Consider the following 18,035-nt stretch of genomic DNA (forward strand, 5'->3'; position numbering starts at 1 on the left):
GGGATTTCGTGCGGATTCCGGTTTCCGAGGGCACGATCGAGGGCTACCTGGCGGAACCGGAGGGCGACGGGCCCTTTCCCGGCGTCGTGGTCATCCACGACATCCTGGGGCACGGCGAGGACGCGCGGCGGATCACCGACCGGTTCGCGCAGGACGGCTATCTGGCGCTGAGCCCCAACATGTACTCGCGCGGCGGGGCGCTGCGCTGCATCAGGGGCGTGTTCCGGGACCAGTTCCGGGGCAGCGGCCAGGCCTTCGACGACATCGAGGCCGCGCGCAAGGTCCTCATCGACCGCCCGGATTGCACCGGAAAGGTGGGCATCGTCGGGTTCTGCATGGGTGGCGGGTTCGCGCTCGTCGCCGCGGCGGGCGAGTTCGACGCCTCCGCGCCCTACTACGGCTTCCTGCCCAAGAACCTGTCCGTGCTCGACGACGCCTGCCCGATCGTCGCGAGCTACGGCAAGAAGGACCTCGGGCTGCGCGGTGCGGCCGCGAAGCTCGAGAACGAGCTCAGCTCACGCGGGATCCCGCACGACGTCAAGGAATACCCCGACTGCGGGCACTCCTTCGCGAACCAGATGAAGCCGGGCATGATGACCACGCTCGCCAAGATCACCGGGATGAGCTATCACGAAGCGTCCGCGGAGGACGCGTGGAGCAGGGTGCTCGCCTTCTTCTCCGAGCACCTCTCGGAGCGGACTCCGAAGTAGTCACCGCGCTCGGCCGAAGCTTCGACGAGACGTGAAATGTGTTTGCGACAGCGGAGAAATCGATTAACAACAAGCTGACGTGCGGGCTCGGTGTCGCCCGCCGCGCCGGCGGTGGCGATGAACGCCATTTCCATGCGCCCGATGAATTCGATCATCTGAATTCGATCATCGCCGCATTCAAATGATCTATACGTTGCTCTCGGTAGAACCGCTCGGCCCGCGCGGTGCTGCCATAGGCGCATTGCAGGAGGTCTTCGGCCGTCATCAGAGCACTTTCGCACAGATACCTGCGAAAACACCGTTCGTGGCGGAAAAAGATGTTACTGCACGCGTGTGAACTACGCTGTGCTACTCCCTGTGAACACCTTGGTCCGTTCGAGCCTAAAGCGCTCACGATCGTGCAAGTGCACGTGAAACAGGTTTACAGTCGTCGACTCTCGGGGCCTGCACGACGATCAGGAGCATCTTGACTGCCAACGAGATCATTCCACAGACGGCAAGACCGATGCCATTCCCACGTGTGAGCGCGGATCGGACGGTACGGCTTGTTCGTGAAAGTTTCGCGGCCGTGGAATCGCAGGCGGCGGAGCTGTCCCAATACTTCTACGGGGTCCTGTTCAGCGTCGCTCCAGAGACCCGAGATCTTTTCCCGATTAACATGGCAATGCAGCGGAACCGGCTGCTGCACGCCTTGGTGCACATTGTCCAGATGGTCGACCAGCCCGCCGAATTGTTGCCATTCCTCAGGCAACTAGGTCGTGACCACCGGAAATTCGACGTGGTGTCGAAGCACTACGAAGCCGTCGGCATCGCGTTGATCGCAGCGCTGAAGCGTTTCCTCAAGGACAAGTGGACGTCCGATGTGGAACACGCGTGGACGAGCGCGTACGACACCATCTCCCGCGCCATGCGCGAAGCGGCGGCGGCCGACACCGGGCCGGCGTGGTGGCCGGCGACCGTGCTGGAGAACCGCAAACTCAACCGGGACCTGTCGATCATCAGGGTCCGACCTGACAAACCCTTGCCCTATCTCGCGGGCAATCACATCAGCGTCCAGGTGCCGCAACGGCCGCGGATGTGGCGGTACCTCTCACCCGCCAACGCGCCCCGCGACGACGGGACCCTGGAGTTCCACGTGCGAGCGGTGCGTAACGGGTGGGTGAGCCGCGCGATCTGTCATTACACCCGTGCGGGTGACATGTGGCAGCTCGGCCCGCCGCTCGGCAGCCTGGCCGTCCGCCGGGCGACAGGCCGGGAGCAACTGCTCATAGCAGGCGGAACGGGCATCGCCCCGCTGCGCGCGATCATCGAGGATTTGGCCCGGTGGAAGACAAATCCCGTGGTCCACCTGTTCTTCGGCGGACCGGATCCCGAATCGCTCTACTGCGTCGGCGAACTGCGCGCGCTCGCCGCGACGAGCCCGTGGCTGAAGCTGGTGCCCGTCACCGAGGAGGACGTGCTCACGGGAGGTGAACAAGGAACGTTGCCGGACGTGGTCGGCAGACGGGGTCCGTGGAAGCGCCATGACGTACTCGTTTCGGGGTCACCGTCGATGGTCCGGGCGACCGTCGCGCGGCTGACATCCGGTGGAACACCGCGAGAACGCATTACCTACGACCCGTTCACGGTCGACTGAGCGGCGCTGACGGCCGTACCCTTTCGCACATGGTGGAGATCCCGGTTGCGGACGGCAAGATCGACGGATATCTCGCGAAACCCGAAGGCGCGGGGCCCTACCCCGGTGTCGTGGTGCTCCACGACGCGATCGGCCTCGGCAAGGACATCAAAGGCATCGCCGACCGGTTCGCCGCGGCGGGTTATCTAGCGCTGGCGCCGGACCTGTTCTCCCGCGGTGGCAGGCTTTCGAGCAGCAAAGCCGTTTTCGAGAACATGCTGGAAGCACAGGGCCGCGCTTTCGAGGACATCGAAGCGGCGCGCCTGTTACTGGCCGACCAGGGCGCGAGCAAGGTCGGCGTGGCGGGCTTCGGCATGGGCGGCGGGCTGGCACTCGTCGCGGCGTCGCGCAAATTCGACGCGGCCGCGGCCTATTACGGCTTCCTGCCCAAGGACATGTCCCTTTTCGAGGGCGCCTGCCCGATCGTCGCGAGCTACGGCAAGAACGACATCACGTTGAAGGGCGCGGCTTCGCTGCTCGAACTGGACCTGCTCAACCGCGGCGTCACGGCCGACGTGAAGGAGTACCCCGAAGCGGGCCACGGCTTCGCGACCAAGCCCCGCCTCGGCGCGCTGAGCAAGGTCGTCAAGGCGGCACCCGGCCACCACGCCGAATCGGCCGAAGACGCCTGGCGCCGGGTCACGACCTTCTTCGGCCAGCATCTGCGCTGAGGTTGAGACCGGGTCGGGATAAAGCGGGCTTTATATCGGGGAAAAGCACCCCGATATAAAGCCCGCTTTATCCCCGCTTTTTGGGCTTCCAGACCACCAGGGCGGTCTGGGGCATGGGGACCAGGTCGCGGCGGTAGGACGCGTGGACCGAGGCCGCCGTGTTCTGGGCCGCGGCGTAGGCGGCGGCCAGTTCGTCGGTGAGCGCGGCCACGCGGTCGCGCAGCGCGTCGACCATGTTCTCCAGCTCGATGATGCGCTTGATGCCCGCGAGGTTCACACCGTCCTCTTGGGACAGTCGCTGGACCTCACGGAGCAACGCGATGTCGCGCATGGAGTAACGGCGGCCGCCGCCGCTCGTACGGCCGGGCGAGACGAGCCCGAGCCGGTCGTACGAGCGGAGTGTCTGCGCGTGCAGACCGGAAAGCTGAGCCGCGACCGAGATGACGAAGACGGGGGTGTCCTCGTCAGCCCCTGATGGCATTCCACCCAGCATCACGCACCTCGTTCCCGAAGCAGTTCGGTGATCTCCGGCCTTGGGTCGTGCTCGGCCATCGCCTTGGCGTACGCCTCGAGTGCCTCACGCGCCGCATCGTCCAATTTGGACGGCACGGACGCCTGCACGGTCACGAGCAGGTCGCCCTGGGCGCCGTCCCGCTTGGTGATGCCCTTGCCGCGGGCGCGGAAGGTGCGCCCGCTCGCCGTGCCGGACGGCACCTTGATCGAGACCCGGCCGTCCAGCGTCGGCACCGTGATGGTGCCACCGAGCGCGAGCTCGGTGAAAGCGACCGGGACGGTGATGGTCAGATCCAGCCCCTTGCGGCCGAACACCGGGTGATCCGCGACGTGCACGCGCACGTACAGATCGCCCGCCTGAGCGCCGCCCCGGCCCGGTTCGCCCTGGCCTGCCAGCCGGATGCGCTGGTCGTCGCTCACCCCTGGCGGGATGCGGACGGTCAGCGTGCGCGTCTTCGAGCTGATGCCCTCACCCGCGCATTCCGGGCAGGGGTCGTCGATGATCGTGCCGCGGCCACGGCAGTCGCGGCACGGCTCCGAGAACGCGAACGAACCCTGGCTGCGGCTCACCAGCCCCGACCCGGAACAGGTCGGGCAGGTGCGCGGCGTAGTGCCCGGCTTGGCGCCGTTGCCACCACAGGTCGAACACGTCGCAGGGCTCGAGAGCCGCAGCGGCAGCGTCGCGCCCTTGACCGCCTCGACGAAATCGATGCGGACATCGGTCTCGACATCGGCGCCACGCTGCGGCCGGTTCGCCGTCGCGCCCGCCGACCTGCCCCGGCCGAACAAGCCGCCGAGTATGTCGCCGAGCCCGCCGAAGCCGCCCTGCTGCTGGCCACCGGCGGCGCCACCGAAGATGTCGCCGACGTCGAAGCCGCCACTCTGGCCACCGCCGAACCCACCGAAACCGCCGGAGCCGAACAGGCGCTTGGCCTCGTCGTACTCCTTGCGCTTCGCCGGGTCGGACAGCACACCGTGCGCCTCGGAGACGGCCTTGAACTTCTTCTCGGCCTCGGCGTTGCCCGGGTTGGCGTCGGGGTGGTTCTCCTTCGCCAGCTTGCGGTACGCCTTCTTGATCTCGTCCGCGGTGGCGTCGGAGGAGACGCCCAACTCACGGTAGAAGTCCTTACTGATCCACTCCCGCGGGCTGCTCATGTCAGGCGTCTCCTCCTCTCTTGCTCTTAGCGGTTGTTCTCATCGACGAACTCGGCGTCGATCGGCAGCTGTCCCTCGACGGGCGCGTCCACCGGCGGCGCGGCGGCCGCGGGCTCGTGGTCGGTGACCGTGACCAGCGCCGCGCGCAGCACCCGCTCGCCGAACTTGTAGCCGCGGCGCATGACGATGGTGACCGTCGGGCCGTCGACGTCCGGGGACGTGTTGTGCTGCACGGCCTCGTGCACGCTCGGGTCGAAGGCCTCGCCCTCGGCGCCGAACGACTCGAGGCCCGCGCGCTGGAGCCCGGCGACCAGCTTGTCGCCGACCGCCTTGAACGCGCCGGTCAGGTCGCCGTGCTGGGCCGCCCGCTCGAGGTCGTCGAGCAGCGGGAGCAGGTCGTTCACGACCGAGGCCTTCGCGTTCGCGACGACCTGCTCGCGGTCCCTGTCGACCCGCTTGCGGTAGTTGGCGTACTCCGCCTGCAGGCGCTGCAGGTCGGCCGTGCGCTCGGCCAGCTCCTTCTCGACACCGGAGGTCGCGGACACCGCTTCGTCCACAATGGACTCACCGAGCGAGGGCCCGGCGTGTTCCACCGGGGCCTCGTGCTGCGGCTGGTGCTCGCGCACCTCGCCCGTCTCCGGGTCGATCCTGCGCCGGTCCCGCACCACGACGGGCTCCTCGGGACCCCTGTCTTCGGATTCCTCGTGGCGTCCGGTCACTTCTTCTCGGCCCCCGGCTTCTCGTCGTCGACGATCTCGGCGTCGACGACGTCGTCATCGGCCTTGGCGTCGGCCTTCGGCGCCTCGCCACCGGCGGCGGCGCCCTCGGCACCCGGGGCGGCCTGGGCGTTCGCGTACAGCGCGGTACCCAGCTCCTGCGAAGCGGTGTTCAGCTTCTCGATGGACTCGCGGATCTTGGCCGAGTCGGTGCCCTTGAGCGCCTCGTTCGCCTCGTCGATCGCGGACTTGACCTTGCCCTTGAGCTCCTCGGGCAGCTTGTCCTCGTTGTCCTTGACGAACTTCTCGGTCTGGTAGACCAGCGTCTCCGCCTGGTTGCGGGTCTCCGCCTCCTCGCGGCGCTTCTTGTCCTCCTCCGCGTGCTCCTCGGCGTCCTTGACCATCCGCTCGATGTCTTCCTTCGGCAGCGCGGAGCCGCCGGTGATCGTCATCGACTGCTCCTTGTTCGTGCCGAGGTCCTTGGCGAGGACGTGCACGATGCCGTTGGCGTCGATGTCGAAGGTGACCTCGATCTGCGGCACGCCACGCGGGGCAGGCGGCAGGCCGGTCAGCTCGAACATGCCGAGCTTCTTGTTCTGCGCGGCGATCTCACGCTCGCCCTGGAACACCTGGATCTGCACCGACGGCTGGTTGTCGTCCGCGGTGGAGAAGATCTCCGAGCGCTTGGTCGGGATCGTGGTGTTGCGCTCGATGAGCTTGGTGAAGACGCCGCCCTTGGTCTCGATGCCCAGCGACAGCGGGGTCACGTCGAGCAGCAGGACGTCCTTGACCTCACCCTTGAGCACACCGGCCTGCAGCGCGGCGCCGACGGCGACGACCTCGTCCGGGTTGACGCCCTTGTTCGGCTCGCGGCCACCGGTCAGCTCCTTGACCAGGTCGGACACGGCAGGCATGCGGGTGGAGCCACCGACGAGGACGACGTGGTCGATCTCGCCGACCGAGACGCCCGCGTCGCGGATGACGTCGTTGAACGGCTTGCGGGTGCGCTCCAGCAGGTCGTTGGTGATCTTCTGGAACTCGGCGCGGGAGAGCTGCTCGTCGAGGAACAGCGGGTTCTTGTCGGCGTCGACCGTGATGTACGGCAGGTTGATGCCGGCGCTGTTCGAGCTGGACAGCTCGATCTTCGCCTTCTCCGCGGCCTCGCGGATGCGCTGCAGCGCCATCTTGTCCTTGGTCAGGTCGATGCCGCTGGACGCCTTGAACTTGTCGACCAGCCAGGTGACGATGCGCTCGTCCCAGTCGTCGCCACCGAGGTGGTTGTCACCGGAGGTCGCGCGGACCTCGACGACGCCCTCACCGATCTCCAGCAGCGAGACGTCGAACGTGCCGCCACCGAGGTCGAAGACCAGGATGGTCTGTTCCTTCTCACCCTTGTCCAGGCCGTACGCCAGCGCGGCCGCGGTCGGCTCGTTGACGATGCGGAGCACGTTCAGGCCCGCGATCTGCCCGGCCTCCTTGGTGGCCTGGCGCTGCGCGTCCTCGAAGTACGCGGGGACGGTGATCACCGCGTCGGTGATCTCCTCGCCCAGGTACGCCTCGGCGTCACGCTTGAGCTTCATCAGCACACGGGCGGAGATCTCCTGCGAGGTGTAGGCCTTGCCGTCGATCTCGGTCTTCCAGTCGGTGCCGATGTGCCGCTTGACGGACCGGATGGTGCGGTCGACGTTCGTCACAGCCTGGTTCTTGGCGGGCTGCCCGGTCAGCACTTCGCCGTTCTTGGCGAAGGCGACGATGGACGGGGTGGTGCGGGAACCTTCGGAGTTGGCGATGACCGTCGGCTCGCCGCCCTCCAGGACGGCGACGACCGAGTTGGTCGTGCCGAGGTCGATGCCGACCGCTCGTGCCATTTTCCTACTCCTCCTGTGTACGACTGCTGGTGTGCATTGAGCGGCATACGCTCAAGTTTCCGAAGAGAGTCTGCCATGTCCGTCAAGCCAGACTTGAGTGGGCTGGACTCAACCTTCTTGCCGGGTCAACGAGCGGGTGCCGCCGGTTGTTCCCGAGCCGGTCAGCAACTCGTGCTGTGATCCGGGACAACCCCGCTGACCAGGTATTTCGCTTCCTGGACTCGCACGCAGGCCGAGTTGTAGAGGCCGGTGTGCCCATCGTCGGCGTAGGTCAGGAGGTGCCCTCCGGAGATCCGGGAGACCAGTCCGCGTGCCCACACGAGCGGGGTCGACGGGTCGTGCTCACCGCCGACGACCAAGATCGGCGGCACGTCGCGGATCCGCTCCGGCCGGGTCGGGTACTGGGCCTTGATCGGCCACCCCGCGCAGCCTGCGGACAGCTCCCACATCTCCGAGTAGTGCCAGGTGTGCGGCGCGAGTTTCCGCACAAGGCTCGCCGACGCACGCAGGTCGGCTGGGCCGGTGAACGGCGACGGGAAGTCGTGGCAGCCGATCACCCGGAAGGACGAGCTGTCCGCCTTGCCCAGCGACGAAAGCTCCAGGAACGGCTCCAGATCCGGCTGCTCGCCCGTGGCGGCCGCCAGCATCTTCGACAGTGGCGGCCAGGCCTGCTTGAGGATCAGCCCGCCATAGAAGCCGTTCGCGAGCCGCTCCGCCCGCGGGTCCCGCATGACCTGGTCATAGCGGGCGATGACGTCCTGGCCGCGCAGCGCGCACTCATCGGTGGTCTGGCACCAGGCCGCGAAGCGATGCAGCGAGTCCTCGCCGGCGATGGCCTCGTCGAGGATCGTCAGCCGCATCGAACGTGAGTGGTCGACGGCGCCGTCGAGCACCGCGGCGCGCACCCGTGACGGGTATTTCGCCGCGTAGGTCGCGCCGACCTCGCTGCCATACGAAACGCCCAGCCAGGAGATCTTCGCTTCGCCGAGCGCGCGGCGGATGGCGTCGATGTCGTCGGCGACGCTGACGGTGTCGACGTGCTCGGCGGCGGGCCCGGTGCGCGCGAGACATTCCTTGCCCCCGGCACGGTTCAGGTCGAGAAGCCGCTGGTAGGCGGCATTGTCGCCGGGGAACATGCCGATCGACGGGTCGTACAGCTTCGCCGGATCGCACTGGATCTTCGGCGTGCTCTCGCCGACGCCGCGCGGATCGAAGCCGATGAAGTCGAACCGTTTCCGCAGCTCGGCGAACTCGGGTGTCGTCGTGCCAAGCTCACCGCGGCCGATGGCCCCGGCGCCTTCGCCACCCGGTCCGCCGGGGTTCGTCAGCAGCGAGCCGATGCGGTCGCCAGAGGCGGGCAGCTTGGACACGCGGATCGAGATCTTCGCGCCGTCCGGCTTGGCCCAGTCGAGCGGCACCGGGACGTTCGCGCACACCAGCTGTGAGAACAGCGGGGTCGGGCAGGGCTGCCAGTCCAGCGCGGGCGCGGCCGCCGGCGCGACGGGGGCGAGCAGGGTCAGTGCGAGCGCACGGATCATGCCGGCTTCACCGTCACGGTGCCGGTGCTGGTGCGCACGTCGAGCTCGTTCGGCGAGCTCTGGTCGTCGGGCACGGTGATCTGGGTCTTGCCGACCTCGACGTTCGCCTTCAGCCGGTAGCCGCCGGACGGCACGGTGACCGTGACGTCGCCGACGTCGGCCAACGCCCACACGCCACCCGGCTTGCTGAGGCTCATGTCGATGTGACCGGTGTGCACGCGGGCCTTCAGCACCCCCGAGACGTGATAGGCCTTGATGTCGCCGACGTCGCTGCGGACGTCGACGTTCACCGCGCGATCGATCTGCACCTGACCGGTGCCGGTGACCCCGGTGATCGCCAGCTCGCGCGGCAGCACCACGTCGTAGACGATCCCGCAGTTCTCACCACAGCCGCCGAGCACCAGCGCGCCGTTCTCGACCCGGTAGGTCTGGCCGGGCCTGCTGACCTTGAAGGTGATCTTGCGGCGCACGCTGACCGGCGCGCCGTCCTCGACGCGGACGTGCACGTCGCCGACCGGCACGTCGAACCGGACCGAGTTCACCTGCTCGGCGATCGGACCCCCATCGTCGATCTTCTCGGTCGCCACGCCGCACCCCGAGAGCGCGAGCACCCCAGCAACGCCAGCCGCTGCGAAGAGCAGTTTCTTCACGATTTCCCCTCTTGATAAGGCTTATCAGGCAACGTGGACGGTGACGCTGCCGCTGTCCGTGTCGAGCTGCAGCGTCCGCGGAGCCGACGGGTCGTTGACCACGTCGATGTCACGCGAGCCGCTGTCGGTGCTGCCTTTGACCTGGTAACGGTCCTTCGGCACGGTGATCTTCACACTGCCGCTGTCCGTCCGCGCGGTGACGTCCTGCGCGGTGTCCAGGCTGAGCTTGATGCTGCCAGAGTCCGTCTTCGCCTCGGCCTTACCGCGCAGCCGGTCGCCGCTGATCGAGCCGGAGCTGGTCTTGACCTCGATGTCTTGGCCGATCCCGCTCAGGTCGATGTCACCGGAGTCGACGTTGACCTTGACCAGGCCAGCGACGTCGGTGATCTTGACGGAGCCAGAGTCCGCCTTGACATCGGCGCTCGCCACGCCGGTCAGCTCGATGCCGCCGGAGTCGACGTGGCCGGTGACGCTGGTGTTGAGCGGAACGGTCACGTCGTAGTCGACGGAGCAGTTCCAGCCGCACGAGCCGAGCACGAGCCGCTCGCCGTCGACCTTGTAGGCGTCGCCCGGCTTGCTCCACTGATAGGAGAAGCTCTGGCGGACCGTCGTCTGGGTGACGTTGGCCGCGTGCACCTTCACGGTGCCGTTGTCGTTGTCGATGCGGACCTCGCGGATCGGCGCGCCGACCTCGCCGCTCGCCTCGGCCGACGACGGCCACCACCACCCGAAGCCCATGACCACCCCGAGCCCGATCAGTGCGATTCCACCCAGTGCCAACGCGGGGCGTGCCATATTCTTCAGTCCCTCCAGTGCAGGTTCCCTCGCAGCAAGACGCTAAAGGGGTGACGCTGGTGCTCACATCCGGGTAACCCCCGTATTCGTCCCTGAGACGCTCCCCAGGGCTACCCTCGAAGTCCCGTGATCAGGAGGTAACTCATGCCGCAGGCGCCCAACCCGTACGACTTCCTGCCCCCCGTGCCGTCCTTCAGCTTGCGCAGCAACGACATCGCCGACGGCGAGACGCTGGCGAAGCCGCAGCTGAGCGGCATCTTCGGCGCGGGCGGTGAAGACGTGTCGCCGCATCTGGCATGGGCGGACTTCCCGGCGGAGACCAAGAGCTTCGCCATCACCTGCTTCGACCCCGACGCGCCGACCGCCAGCGGTTTCTGGCACTGGGCGGTGGCCAACATCCCCGTGTCCGTCACCGAGATCGCCACCGGCGGCGAGCCTCCCGAGGGTTCCGTCACGCTCAAGGGGGACGGCGGCGTCGCGCAGTACCTCGGCGCCGCGCCGCCTTCCGGCCACGGCCAGCACCGGTACTTCTTCGTCGTGCACGCCGTTGACGTGGAGAAACTGGACGTCGACGAGTCGGCGACGCCGGCGTTCCTCGGCTTCAACCTCTTCATGCATTCGCTCGGCCGCGCGACCATCATGGCGGTCTACGAGGCCTAGGTCCGTTGTGATGCCGACGGTTCTCACCGTCGGCATCACTCGCCAGCCCTGTACGGTTATTGAGTGCCGGACGGTCTCAGGGAACCAAGCGGACTCATCGGCTCGGCCCAACGTGCCTTGCGCGTGCTGGAGATCGTCGCCTCGGAAGGCGACGGGATCACCGCCAAGGCAGTGGCGCGCCGAGCCGGATACAAGCTTTCGACGACGTATCACTTGCTGAACACGTTGACGCACGAGGGATACCTCATCCGGCTCGGGCACGGACGTGGCTTCGGGCTCGGCTACAAGGTCGGCGGCCTGTACCAAAAGCTGTGCGAGGAGCTCGACGTCGGCGACAACCTGCGCGACGAGCTACGACTACTCCATCAGCGCACCCGCGCGGCCGCTTACTACAGCGTCTTCCGCGACACCCAGGTCGTCGTCGCCGCGGTCGCGGACTCCCCGGAGTTCCCCCGTGCCAAGCCACTCGACTTCGGCTTCCACGAGGCCGTCCACGCGACCGCCTTCGGCAAGGCCATGCTCGCCTCACTCGGCCAGCGCGAACGCCGCGAATACCTGGCTGGCGCCGGAATGGCGAAGCTGACCGAGCGCACCACGGTCCGCGTCCACGACCTCGACGCCGAGCTCGCGGAGGTCGCGCGGGTCGGCATGGCGATGGAGGTCGAGGAGTTCCGGCCCGAGATCGCCTGCGTGTCGGCCCCGGTATACGACACGGCCGGTCAGGTGGCCGGCGCGGTCGCGTTTTCGGTGCCCGCGCACGAGTTCCACAACCGCCGTCCCCTGCTGGAGCAGGCGGCGCGCGCGGGCGCGACCCGGATCTCGCTGCTGCTGGCCGCGAACGAGGAGCAGGACCTCAAGCTCGGCTAGAGGGCCGTTCGAGGTAGGTCTCGTCAGGCTTCGCGAAGCCGAACTGCGCGTACAGGCCGTGCGCGTCCTTGGTGTGCAGCATCCAGCGCATGGCCGCGCCTGGGCCTTCGTCGATCATCCGGCGTACCAAGGCTTTGGAAACGCCCTGGCCACGCGCGTGCTCGACGACGAACACGTCCGCGAGATAAGCCGTGGCTAGCCCGTCCGAGAACGCGCGCGCGAAGCCGATCATCTGGCCGTCCTGGAAAGCGGCGACGACTCGCCAGGCGTCGCGGACCTGCGTCTCGATCTGCTCGCGGGTACGCCACTGACCCCAGTACGCCTCGGTGGACATGAACTTCCACACGACGTCGAAGTCGACCCTGGTGCGGTCGTCGGTGATCTCGATGTTCCCCATGCCCGCGAACCTAACGCGGCCCTGTTGATCAGGGCGACGGATTTAGCGGGGCTTGAGGAGGTACTCGACGACCGGCTTGAGCTCGGCGGCCGACGGCGGCTCGTCGTCGATCAGGCCCTGCATCAGCAGGCCGTCGATCCCGGCGAGGAACGCGCGGAACGCGATCTCGTCGTCGTGGCGGACCATCGAGGTCAGCACGTCGAGCCAGCGCCGCGCGGCCGGGCGCAGCTCCGGGCGGCGCGCGGCCAGCAGGTACAGCTCGTACTCGGCCATCGTGCGGCCGCGGCGCGGGCCGAGCGCCTCGGCCAGCAGCCCGGCGACCTCGGACGCGCCGCCGCTGCCGCGGGAGCGTGCGCGGTCGATCATCCAGTAGACCTCGGTCGCCATGTCGCGCGCGCACGAGATCAGGGTCGCGATCAGCAGGTCGTCGAGGCTGGAGAAGTGGTACGTCGTCGACGTCGTCGGGACGCCGGCCTCGGCCGCGACCGTCCGATGGGTGACGCCCGCGACGCCGTCGCGCTCGATGACACGCAGCGCCGCCGCGATGAGCTCCTCACGCCGTTTCTCGCCGCGCACCTTGCGGCCGTCGAGCTGACTCCTCAATGCGCGCCCCCGACCTGCAGCAGCACCACACCGCCGATCACCAGCGCGAGCCCGGCGACCATGGTCGCGTTCATCGACTCGCGGAAGAACAACACGCCGATGATGGCCACCAGCGCCACCCCGGCGGCCGCCCAAATGGCGTAAGCGACCCCTATCGGGACCCCAGACTTCAAGACCTGTGCCAGCGCCAGGAAGGCAATGGCGTACCCAGCGACCACAATGATCGACGGACCCAGCTTGGAGAAGCCCTCCGACAGTTTCAGCGAGACCGTCGCGGACACCTCGGCCGCGATCGCCAGAGCCAGCAGTAAGTAACCCACACCGGTCAAACTACCTGAACGATCGTCCCAAAAGCGAGCGAGTCGTACACCACATCGGTGGGACTTAGGCGTCGCTAATCAGTTACTCATCGGTAAGCAGTACTACGCTCCCCCCACCACCACATCCGGACGAAAGGCACCCGATCATGGGCGCTGTACAACTGACGCTCGGCGGGATCGCGCTCGCGGTCAGCGTCGTCGCCTGGAGCATGTTCGTCATGACGATCATGCGGATGATCCGCACGATCCGTCTCGGCCAGCCGGACGCGACCCGCAACGGGCCGTTCGCGCCCCGGTTGAAAACGCTGATCAAGGAGTTCGCCGCGCATACGCGGATGGCGAAGGTCCGCCAGGTCGCGCCGTGGCACTGGCTCGTGATGTGGGGCTTCCTGATCGGCTCGCTCGCGCTGTTCGAGGCGTACGGCGAGGTGTTCGTGCCGACCTGGGGCTGGCCGATCCTCGAGGACTGGTCGCTGTGGAGCCTCCTGATGGAGATCCTCGGCGTCGGCACCATCGTCGGTGGCGTGGCGCTGGTGATCATCCGCCAGCTGAACCACCCGAGGCGCGCCGACCGGCTCTCCCGGTTCGCGGGCTCCGACTTCAAGGCCGCGTACTTCGTCGAGGCCGTCGTCATCATCGAAGGCCTCGGCATCATCGGCGTCCGCGCCGCGAAGTCCGCGATGGGTGTGCACGAGGGCCCGGTCTGGGCCGCGTTCGCGTCGGTGCCGCTCGGGCACCTGCTGCCGTCGAGCGCCGCGCTCGTTTCGGTGTTCGCGTTCGTCAAGCTGATGAGCGCCATGGTCTGGGTGTACGTCGTGTCGAAGAACATGACGATGGGTGTCGCGTGGCACCGGTTCAGCGCCTTCTTCAACATCTACTTCAAGCGCGAGGCCGACGGCGGCGTCGCGCTGGGCGCGCTCAAGCCGATGATGAGCGGCGGCAAGGTGCTCGACCTCGAGGAGGCCGACCCCGACGAGGACACCTTCGGCGTCGGCAAGATCGAGGACTTCACCTGGAAGGGCTGGCTGGACTTCTCGACCTGCACCGAGTGTGGCCGCTGCCAGTCGCAGTGCCCGGCGTGGAATACCGGCAAGCCGTTGTCGCCGAAGCTGGTCATCACGCAGCTGCGCGACCACGCGTACGCGAAGGCGCCGTACCTGCTCGCGGGCGGCAAGCGCGACATGGCCGGCGACGAGATCGGCCTGACCGGCGACAACCCGCACGCCGGCATCGACGTGCTGGCGCTGGCCGAGTCCGAGCGCCCGCTGATCGGCGGCGTCGAGGAGAACGGCGTCATCGACCCCGAGGTGCTGTGGTCGTGCACGTCCTGTGGCGCCTGCGTCGAGCAGTGCCCGGTGGACATCGAGCACGTCGACCACATCGTCGACATGCGCCGCTACCAGGTGATGATCGAGTCGTCGTTCCCGACCGAGCTCAACGGCATGTTCAAGAACCTGGAGAACAAGGGCAACCCGTGGGGCCAGAACGCCAAGGACCGCTTGGCGTGGACCGAGGACCTCGACTTCGAGGTGCCCGTGTTCGACGGCGAGCTCGGCGACGCCGAGTACCTGTTCTGGGTCGGCTGTGCCGGCGCGTTCGAGGACCGCGCGAAGAAGACCACCCGCGCGGTCGCGGAGCTGCTGCACATCGCGGGCGTCAAGTACACGGTGCTCGGCTCCGAGGAGACCTGCACCGGCGACCCGGCGCGGCGCGCGGGCAACGAGTTCCTCTTCCAGATGCTCGCGCAGCAGAACGTCGAGGTGCTGAACTCGGTCTTCGAGGGCCGCGAGCGCCAGGCCCGCAAGGTCGTCGTGACCTGTGCGCACTGCTTCAACACGCTCGCGAACGAGTACCCGGAGCTCGGCGGCCAGTTCGACGTCGTACACCACACCCAGCTGCTCAACCGCCTCGTGCGCGAGAAGCACCTGACCCCGGTGGCCCCGATCGCCGAGGACGTCACGTACCACGACCCGTGCTACCTCGGCCGCCACAACAAGGTCTACGACGCTCCGCGTGAGCTGGTCGAGTCCTCGGGCGCGACACTGCGCGAGATGCCGCGCCACGGCGACCGCTCGATGTGCTGTGGCGCCGGTGGCGCGCGCATGTGGATGGAAGAGAAGATCGGCAAGCGCATCAACATCGAGCGCGTGGACGAGGCACTCGGCACCGCCCCGACGAAGATCGCGACCGGCTGCCCGTTCTGCCGCGTCATGCTCACCGACGGCGTCACCTCACGCCAGAGCGACGGCCTCGCGAGCGAAAACGTCGAGGTCATCGACGTGGCCCAGCTCCTGCTCACCGCCGTCAAGCGCGGCGACCCCAAGCCCGCCTCCACCACCCCAGCGGAGGTCTAGCCCGCCCGCCGAAGCCCGAAAGCCACTTCCGGCAGGTCTTATAGCCCGAAAGCCACTTTCGTCAGATAACACCTGACGAAAGTGGCTTTCGGGCTTTCCTGGGTGGGGTCTGAGATATGATCATATAATTGGTCTAGGCCACCACCTGGTTGGCGGCTGGTCGCGGGTGGGTGGGCTGCTTACGTTCGGGGTATGTCACGGAAGTTCGTTGTCGCACTGTCCGTTGTGACCACCACGCTCGCGCTCGTGTCCACGCCGGCGCAGGCACTCGAGAATGATCTAGCGCTGACCCCGCCGATGGGGTTCAACAACTGGAACACGACGCACTGCCGCGCCGAGTTCAACGAGGCGATGGTGCTCGCCACCGCCGACACGTTCGTCAGCAAGGGCCTGAAGGACGCCGGGTACACCTACGTCAATCTCGACGACTGCTGGGCCAAGCCGCAGCGCAACGCCCAGGGTGACCTGGAGCCGGATCCAGTCAGGTTCCCGCGCGGCATCAAATATGTCGCCGACTACGTGCACAGCAAGGGCCTTAAATTCGGGATATATACGAGCGCCGGTACAAAAACGTGCGATACGCTGGGGTTCCCCGGCGGCTTGAACAATGAGCAACGCGATGCGAACCTGTTCGCTTCTTGGGGTGTCGACTATCTGAAGTACGACAATTGCAACAATCAAGGAGTAGACGCCGTCCAGCGTTACACGAAAATGCGGGACGCGCTCAAGGCCACCGGGCGGCCGATCGTGTTCTCGATCTGCGAGTGGGGCGAGAACAGCCCGTGGAACTGGGCGCAGAACGTCGGCAACTCCTGGCGCACCACGGGCGACATCTCGGACAACTGGTCGAGCATGCTCGGCATCTTCAAGCGCAACCTTTCCCTTGCGCCCTATGCGAAACCCGGCGCCTGGAACGACCCGGACATGCTCGAGGTCGGCAACGGCGGCATGACGACGGCCGAGTACCGCAGCCACTTCAGCCTCTGGTCGATGATGTCCGCGCCGCTGCTCATCGGCGCGAACCTGTCGAACATCTCCGCCGAGAACTTCCAGACGCTGCTCAACAAGGACGTGATCGCGCTCGACCAGGACCCGCGCGGCGTGCAGGGGCGCCAGGTCAAGGCCTCCGGCGGCACCTACGTGATCGCGAAGCCGCTGACGAACGGTGACGTCGCCGTCGCGCTGTTCAACGAGAACGGCTCCGCGGCGACGATCAGCACCACCACCGCGGAAATCGGGATCGGCGGCGCGTCGCAGTACGGGCTCAAGGACCTCTGGTCCAAGGCGACCAGCACGACGACGAGCGCGATCAGCGCCTCGGTTCCGGCGCACGGGACCGTCGTCTACCGCGTCAGCAAACAAGGCACGCTCAGCGTTCCGCCGAATGGCCGGACGTCTATTTCCGATCTTCCGACAGAAACGTGGTCCAACGGCTGGGGACCGATCGAAAAGGACCGCAGCAACGGCGAGCAGCCCGCAGGCGACGGCCGCACTCTCACCATCAACGGCACGACCTTCGGCAAGGGCATCGGCACGCACGCCCGCAGTGACCTGACGTACTACGTGGACGGTCGCTGCAGCCGGTTCGAAGCGACCGTCGGCGTCGACGACGAAAGTCCGTCAAATCGGGCAAGTGTCGTTTTCGAGGTGTACGCGGGTACCAGAAAAGTCGCCGACAGCGGAGTCCTCACGGGAGCTTCGGCCGGAAAACAACTCTCCGCTGATATTTCCGGCGCTCAGCGGTTACGTCTCGTGGTTTCCAACGCCGGTGACGGCATCGACTACGACCACGCGGACTGGGCCGACCCGATAATCACCTGTTCGTAGCAAGCGGAATCCATTTGGCGGAATCGACTTATCGCGTATCCTGAATTTTCCTCGTTGCCGGAGCCGCCTGCGAGGTCCGTTTTAAACGCGCGAAAAAGGCGGCGAAGATGGCGGATGATCACGAAGCGAAAATGCCCGACGGCGCGCTGGTCGGCGCGCGGTTCCCGTCGGACAAGCTTCGTGCCCGTTTCGCCGACGAGGAGCCGGTGAAGGTCGCCCACCATCGGCGGCGCGACGCCGTCGGCCGTGTCGGCGCGCGCTTCCCGGCCCAGCAGACGACGGACGAGCCGGTTCGAGCTCCCGTGCCCTCGGTACGCAAGCCCGAACCGGCTCCCCCGCCGGAGTACATCGAGCTGCCCGACTCCGGCCCGCGCGTCCGGCCGTACGTGCTCACCCGTGGCCGCACGAAACCCAAGCTCCACCTCGCGATCGAGGCGATGATCTCCACGCGCGTCGACGCGCCGTGGGCCGCGTCGCGCCTCAGCGGCGAGTTCCATTCGGTGCGCTCCATCTGCGAGCGGCCGCGGTCGGTTGCGGAGATCGCGGCGAACCTGGCCGTCCCGCTCGGGGTGGCCAGGGTGCTGCTGGGCGATATGGCCGAACTCGGCCTGGTCAACGTCCACGAAACGAGCACCACCGTCGAGGGCCGCCCCGCGCTCGCCATGATGGAACGCGTTCTGCGCGGCCTGCAGCGCCTCTGAGTCCTACGATCACCG

Annotated in this window: 18 protein-coding genes; 8 read left to right on the plus strand and 10 right to left on the minus strand. The window is 67.2% G+C overall.

Going from position 1 to position 18,035, the window contains the following annotated elements:
- Positions 1–8 precede the first annotated feature (8 nt).
- The 3 genes from BLV57_RS11715 to BLV57_RS11725 all read left to right on the plus strand — a co-directional run bounded on the left by BLV57_RS11715 (position 9) and on the right by BLV57_RS11725 (position 3,056).
- Entirely contained in the window at positions 9–710 is a 702-nt protein-coding gene (locus tag BLV57_RS11715) for a dienelactone hydrolase family protein (RefSeq protein ID WP_091288657.1), read from the plus strand.
- 505 nt (positions 711–1,215) lie between these two features.
- Complete coding sequence (locus BLV57_RS11720; protein WP_091288658.1) at positions 1,216–2,346, plus strand: globin domain-containing protein; 1,131 nt, start codon at positions 1,216–1,218, stop codon at positions 2,344–2,346.
- 29 nt (positions 2,347–2,375) lie between these two features.
- Positions 2,376–3,056, plus strand: a complete 681-nt coding sequence (locus BLV57_RS11725) for a dienelactone hydrolase family protein (RefSeq protein ID WP_091288659.1) — start codon at positions 2,376–2,378, stop codon at positions 3,054–3,056.
- A 67-nt stretch (positions 3,057–3,123) separates the two neighbouring features.
- Here the strand turns inward: BLV57_RS11725 and BLV57_RS11730 are convergent, their stop codons facing one another.
- From BLV57_RS11730 to BLV57_RS11760, 7 genes are all read right to left on the minus strand, one after another.
- Positions 3,124–3,549 (minus strand): heat shock protein transcriptional repressor HspR, encoded by a 426-nt coding sequence (locus BLV57_RS11730; protein WP_091288660.1) that lies wholly within the window; start codon positions 3,547–3,549, stop codon positions 3,124–3,126.
- Positions 3,549–4,724 (minus strand): molecular chaperone DnaJ, encoded by a 1,176-nt coding sequence (dnaJ, locus tag BLV57_RS11735; RefSeq protein ID WP_091288661.1) that lies wholly within the window; start codon positions 4,722–4,724, stop codon positions 3,549–3,551. Before dnaJ ends, BLV57_RS11730 begins: the two co-directional genes overlap by 1 nt.
- A 26-nt stretch (positions 4,725–4,750) precedes the next feature.
- On the minus strand, positions 4,751–5,443 hold the full coding sequence (gene grpE, locus BLV57_RS11740; protein ID WP_091288662.1) for a nucleotide exchange factor GrpE: 693 nt from the start codon (positions 5,441–5,443) through the stop codon (positions 4,751–4,753).
- Positions 5,440–7,308 carry a molecular chaperone DnaK gene (dnaK, locus tag BLV57_RS11745; protein WP_091288663.1) on the minus strand — a complete coding sequence of 623 codons (1,869 nt, stop codon included), beginning with the start codon at positions 7,306–7,308 and terminating at the stop codon, positions 5,440–5,442. The genes grpE and dnaK overlap by 4 nt, the downstream gene beginning before the upstream one ends.
- A 161-nt stretch (positions 7,309–7,469) precedes the next feature.
- A complete protein-coding gene (locus BLV57_RS11750; RefSeq protein WP_091288664.1) occupies positions 7,470–8,846 on the minus strand; it encodes an alpha/beta hydrolase in 1,377 nt (458 codons plus the stop codon).
- Complete coding sequence (locus BLV57_RS11755) at positions 8,843–9,496, minus strand: DUF4097 family beta strand repeat-containing protein (protein WP_143047033.1); 654 nt, start codon at positions 9,494–9,496, stop codon at positions 8,843–8,845. The genes BLV57_RS11750 and BLV57_RS11755 overlap by 4 nt, the downstream gene beginning before the upstream one ends.
- Positions 9,497–9,520: 24 nt before the next feature.
- Complete coding sequence (locus BLV57_RS11760) at positions 9,521–10,291, minus strand: DUF4097 family beta strand repeat-containing protein (RefSeq protein WP_091288666.1); 771 nt, start codon at positions 10,289–10,291, stop codon at positions 9,521–9,523.
- A 144-nt stretch (positions 10,292–10,435) separates the two neighbouring features.
- Between BLV57_RS11760 and BLV57_RS11765 the strand changes: the two genes are divergently transcribed.
- A complete protein-coding gene (locus BLV57_RS11765; protein WP_091288667.1) occupies positions 10,436–10,951 on the plus strand; it encodes a YbhB/YbcL family Raf kinase inhibitor-like protein in 516 nt (171 codons plus the stop codon).
- A 63-nt stretch (positions 10,952–11,014) separates the two neighbouring features.
- The gene (locus BLV57_RS11770) at positions 11,015–11,818 is read left to right on the plus strand and encodes an IclR family transcriptional regulator (RefSeq protein ID WP_091288668.1); all 804 of its coding nucleotides are present in this window, start codon (positions 11,015–11,017) and stop codon (positions 11,816–11,818) included.
- On the opposite strand, the gene BLV57_RS11775 is transcribed toward BLV57_RS11770, so the two are convergent.
- From BLV57_RS11775 to BLV57_RS11785, 3 genes are read right to left on the minus strand one after another with little or no spacing between them, the layout of a single operon-like run.
- Entirely contained in the window at positions 11,805–12,215 is a 411-nt protein-coding gene (locus tag BLV57_RS11775; protein WP_091288669.1) for a GNAT family N-acetyltransferase, read from the minus strand. The genes BLV57_RS11770 and BLV57_RS11775 overlap by 14 nt on opposite strands.
- Before the next feature lie 42 nt (positions 12,216–12,257).
- Positions 12,258–12,818: a TetR/AcrR family transcriptional regulator gene (locus BLV57_RS11780; protein WP_091288670.1), complete on the minus strand. Its 561-nt coding sequence runs from the start codon at positions 12,816–12,818 to the stop codon at positions 12,258–12,260.
- Positions 12,815–13,138, minus strand: coding sequence for a DMT family transporter (locus BLV57_RS11785; protein ID WP_091289099.1), 324 nt, complete (start codon positions 13,136–13,138; stop codon positions 12,815–12,817). Before BLV57_RS11785 ends, BLV57_RS11780 begins: the two co-directional genes overlap by 4 nt.
- Positions 13,139–13,284: 146 nt before the next feature.
- Here BLV57_RS11785 and BLV57_RS11790 point away from each other — a divergent pair, with 146 nt between their 5' ends.
- The 3 genes from BLV57_RS11790 to BLV57_RS11800 all read left to right on the plus strand — a co-directional run bounded on the left by BLV57_RS11790 (position 13,285) and on the right by BLV57_RS11800 (position 18,020).
- Entirely contained in the window at positions 13,285–15,492 is a 2,208-nt protein-coding gene (locus BLV57_RS11790) for a (Fe-S)-binding protein (protein WP_091288671.1), read from the plus strand.
- Between the two features lie 192 nt (positions 15,493–15,684).
- Complete coding sequence (locus BLV57_RS11795) at positions 15,685–17,319, plus strand: NPCBM/NEW2 domain-containing protein (protein WP_218134728.1); 1,635 nt, start codon at positions 15,685–15,687, stop codon at positions 17,317–17,319.
- A 107-nt stretch (positions 17,320–17,426) separates the two neighbouring features.
- Positions 17,427–18,020 carry a DUF742 domain-containing protein gene (locus tag BLV57_RS11800; protein WP_245757273.1) on the plus strand — a complete coding sequence of 198 codons (594 nt, stop codon included), beginning with the start codon at positions 17,427–17,429 and terminating at the stop codon, positions 18,018–18,020.
- The last annotated feature ends 15 nt before the right edge of the window (positions 18,021–18,035 follow it).

Source organism: Amycolatopsis xylanica (genome assembly GCF_900107045.1).
Taxonomy (GTDB): domain Bacteria; phylum Actinomycetota; class Actinomycetes; order Mycobacteriales; family Pseudonocardiaceae; genus Amycolatopsis; species Amycolatopsis xylanica.

Excerpts from the sequence above, each read along its gene's own strand:
- BLV57_RS11765 (WP_091288667.1), top strand. The coding sequence starts at position 10,436 with ATGCCGCAGGCGCCCAACCCGTACGACTTCCTGCCCCCCGTGCCGTCC.
- BLV57_RS11750 (WP_091288664.1), bottom strand. The coding sequence starts at position 8,846 with ATGATCCGTGCGCTCGCACTGACCCTGCTCGCCCCCGTCGCGCCGGCG.
- dnaJ (WP_091288661.1), bottom strand. The coding sequence starts at position 4,724 with ATGAGCAGCCCGCGGGAGTGGATCAGTAAGGACTTCTACCGTGAGTTG.
- BLV57_RS11730 (WP_091288660.1), bottom strand. The coding sequence starts at position 3,549 with ATGCTGGGTGGAATGCCATCAGGGGCTGACGAGGACACCCCCGTCTTC.
- BLV57_RS11775 (WP_091288669.1), bottom strand. The coding sequence starts at position 12,215 with ATGGGGAACATCGAGATCACCGACGACCGCACCAGGGTCGACTTCGAC.
- BLV57_RS11800 (WP_245757273.1), top strand. The coding sequence starts at position 17,427 with ATGGCGGATGATCACGAAGCGAAAATGCCCGACGGCGCGCTGGTCGGC.
- BLV57_RS11790 (WP_091288671.1), top strand. The coding sequence starts at position 13,285 with ATGGGCGCTGTACAACTGACGCTCGGCGGGATCGCGCTCGCGGTCAGC.
- BLV57_RS11720 (WP_091288658.1), top strand. The coding sequence starts at position 1,216 with ATGCCATTCCCACGTGTGAGCGCGGATCGGACGGTACGGCTTGTTCGT.
- BLV57_RS11725 (WP_091288659.1), top strand. The coding sequence starts at position 2,376 with ATGGTGGAGATCCCGGTTGCGGACGGCAAGATCGACGGATATCTCGCG.
- dnaK (WP_091288663.1), bottom strand. The coding sequence starts at position 7,308 with ATGGCACGAGCGGTCGGCATCGACCTCGGCACGACCAACTCGGTCGTC.
- BLV57_RS11795 (WP_218134728.1), top strand. The coding sequence starts at position 15,685 with ATGTCACGGAAGTTCGTTGTCGCACTGTCCGTTGTGACCACCACGCTC.
- BLV57_RS11760 (WP_091288666.1), bottom strand. The coding sequence starts at position 10,291 with ATGGCACGCCCCGCGTTGGCACTGGGTGGAATCGCACTGATCGGGCTC.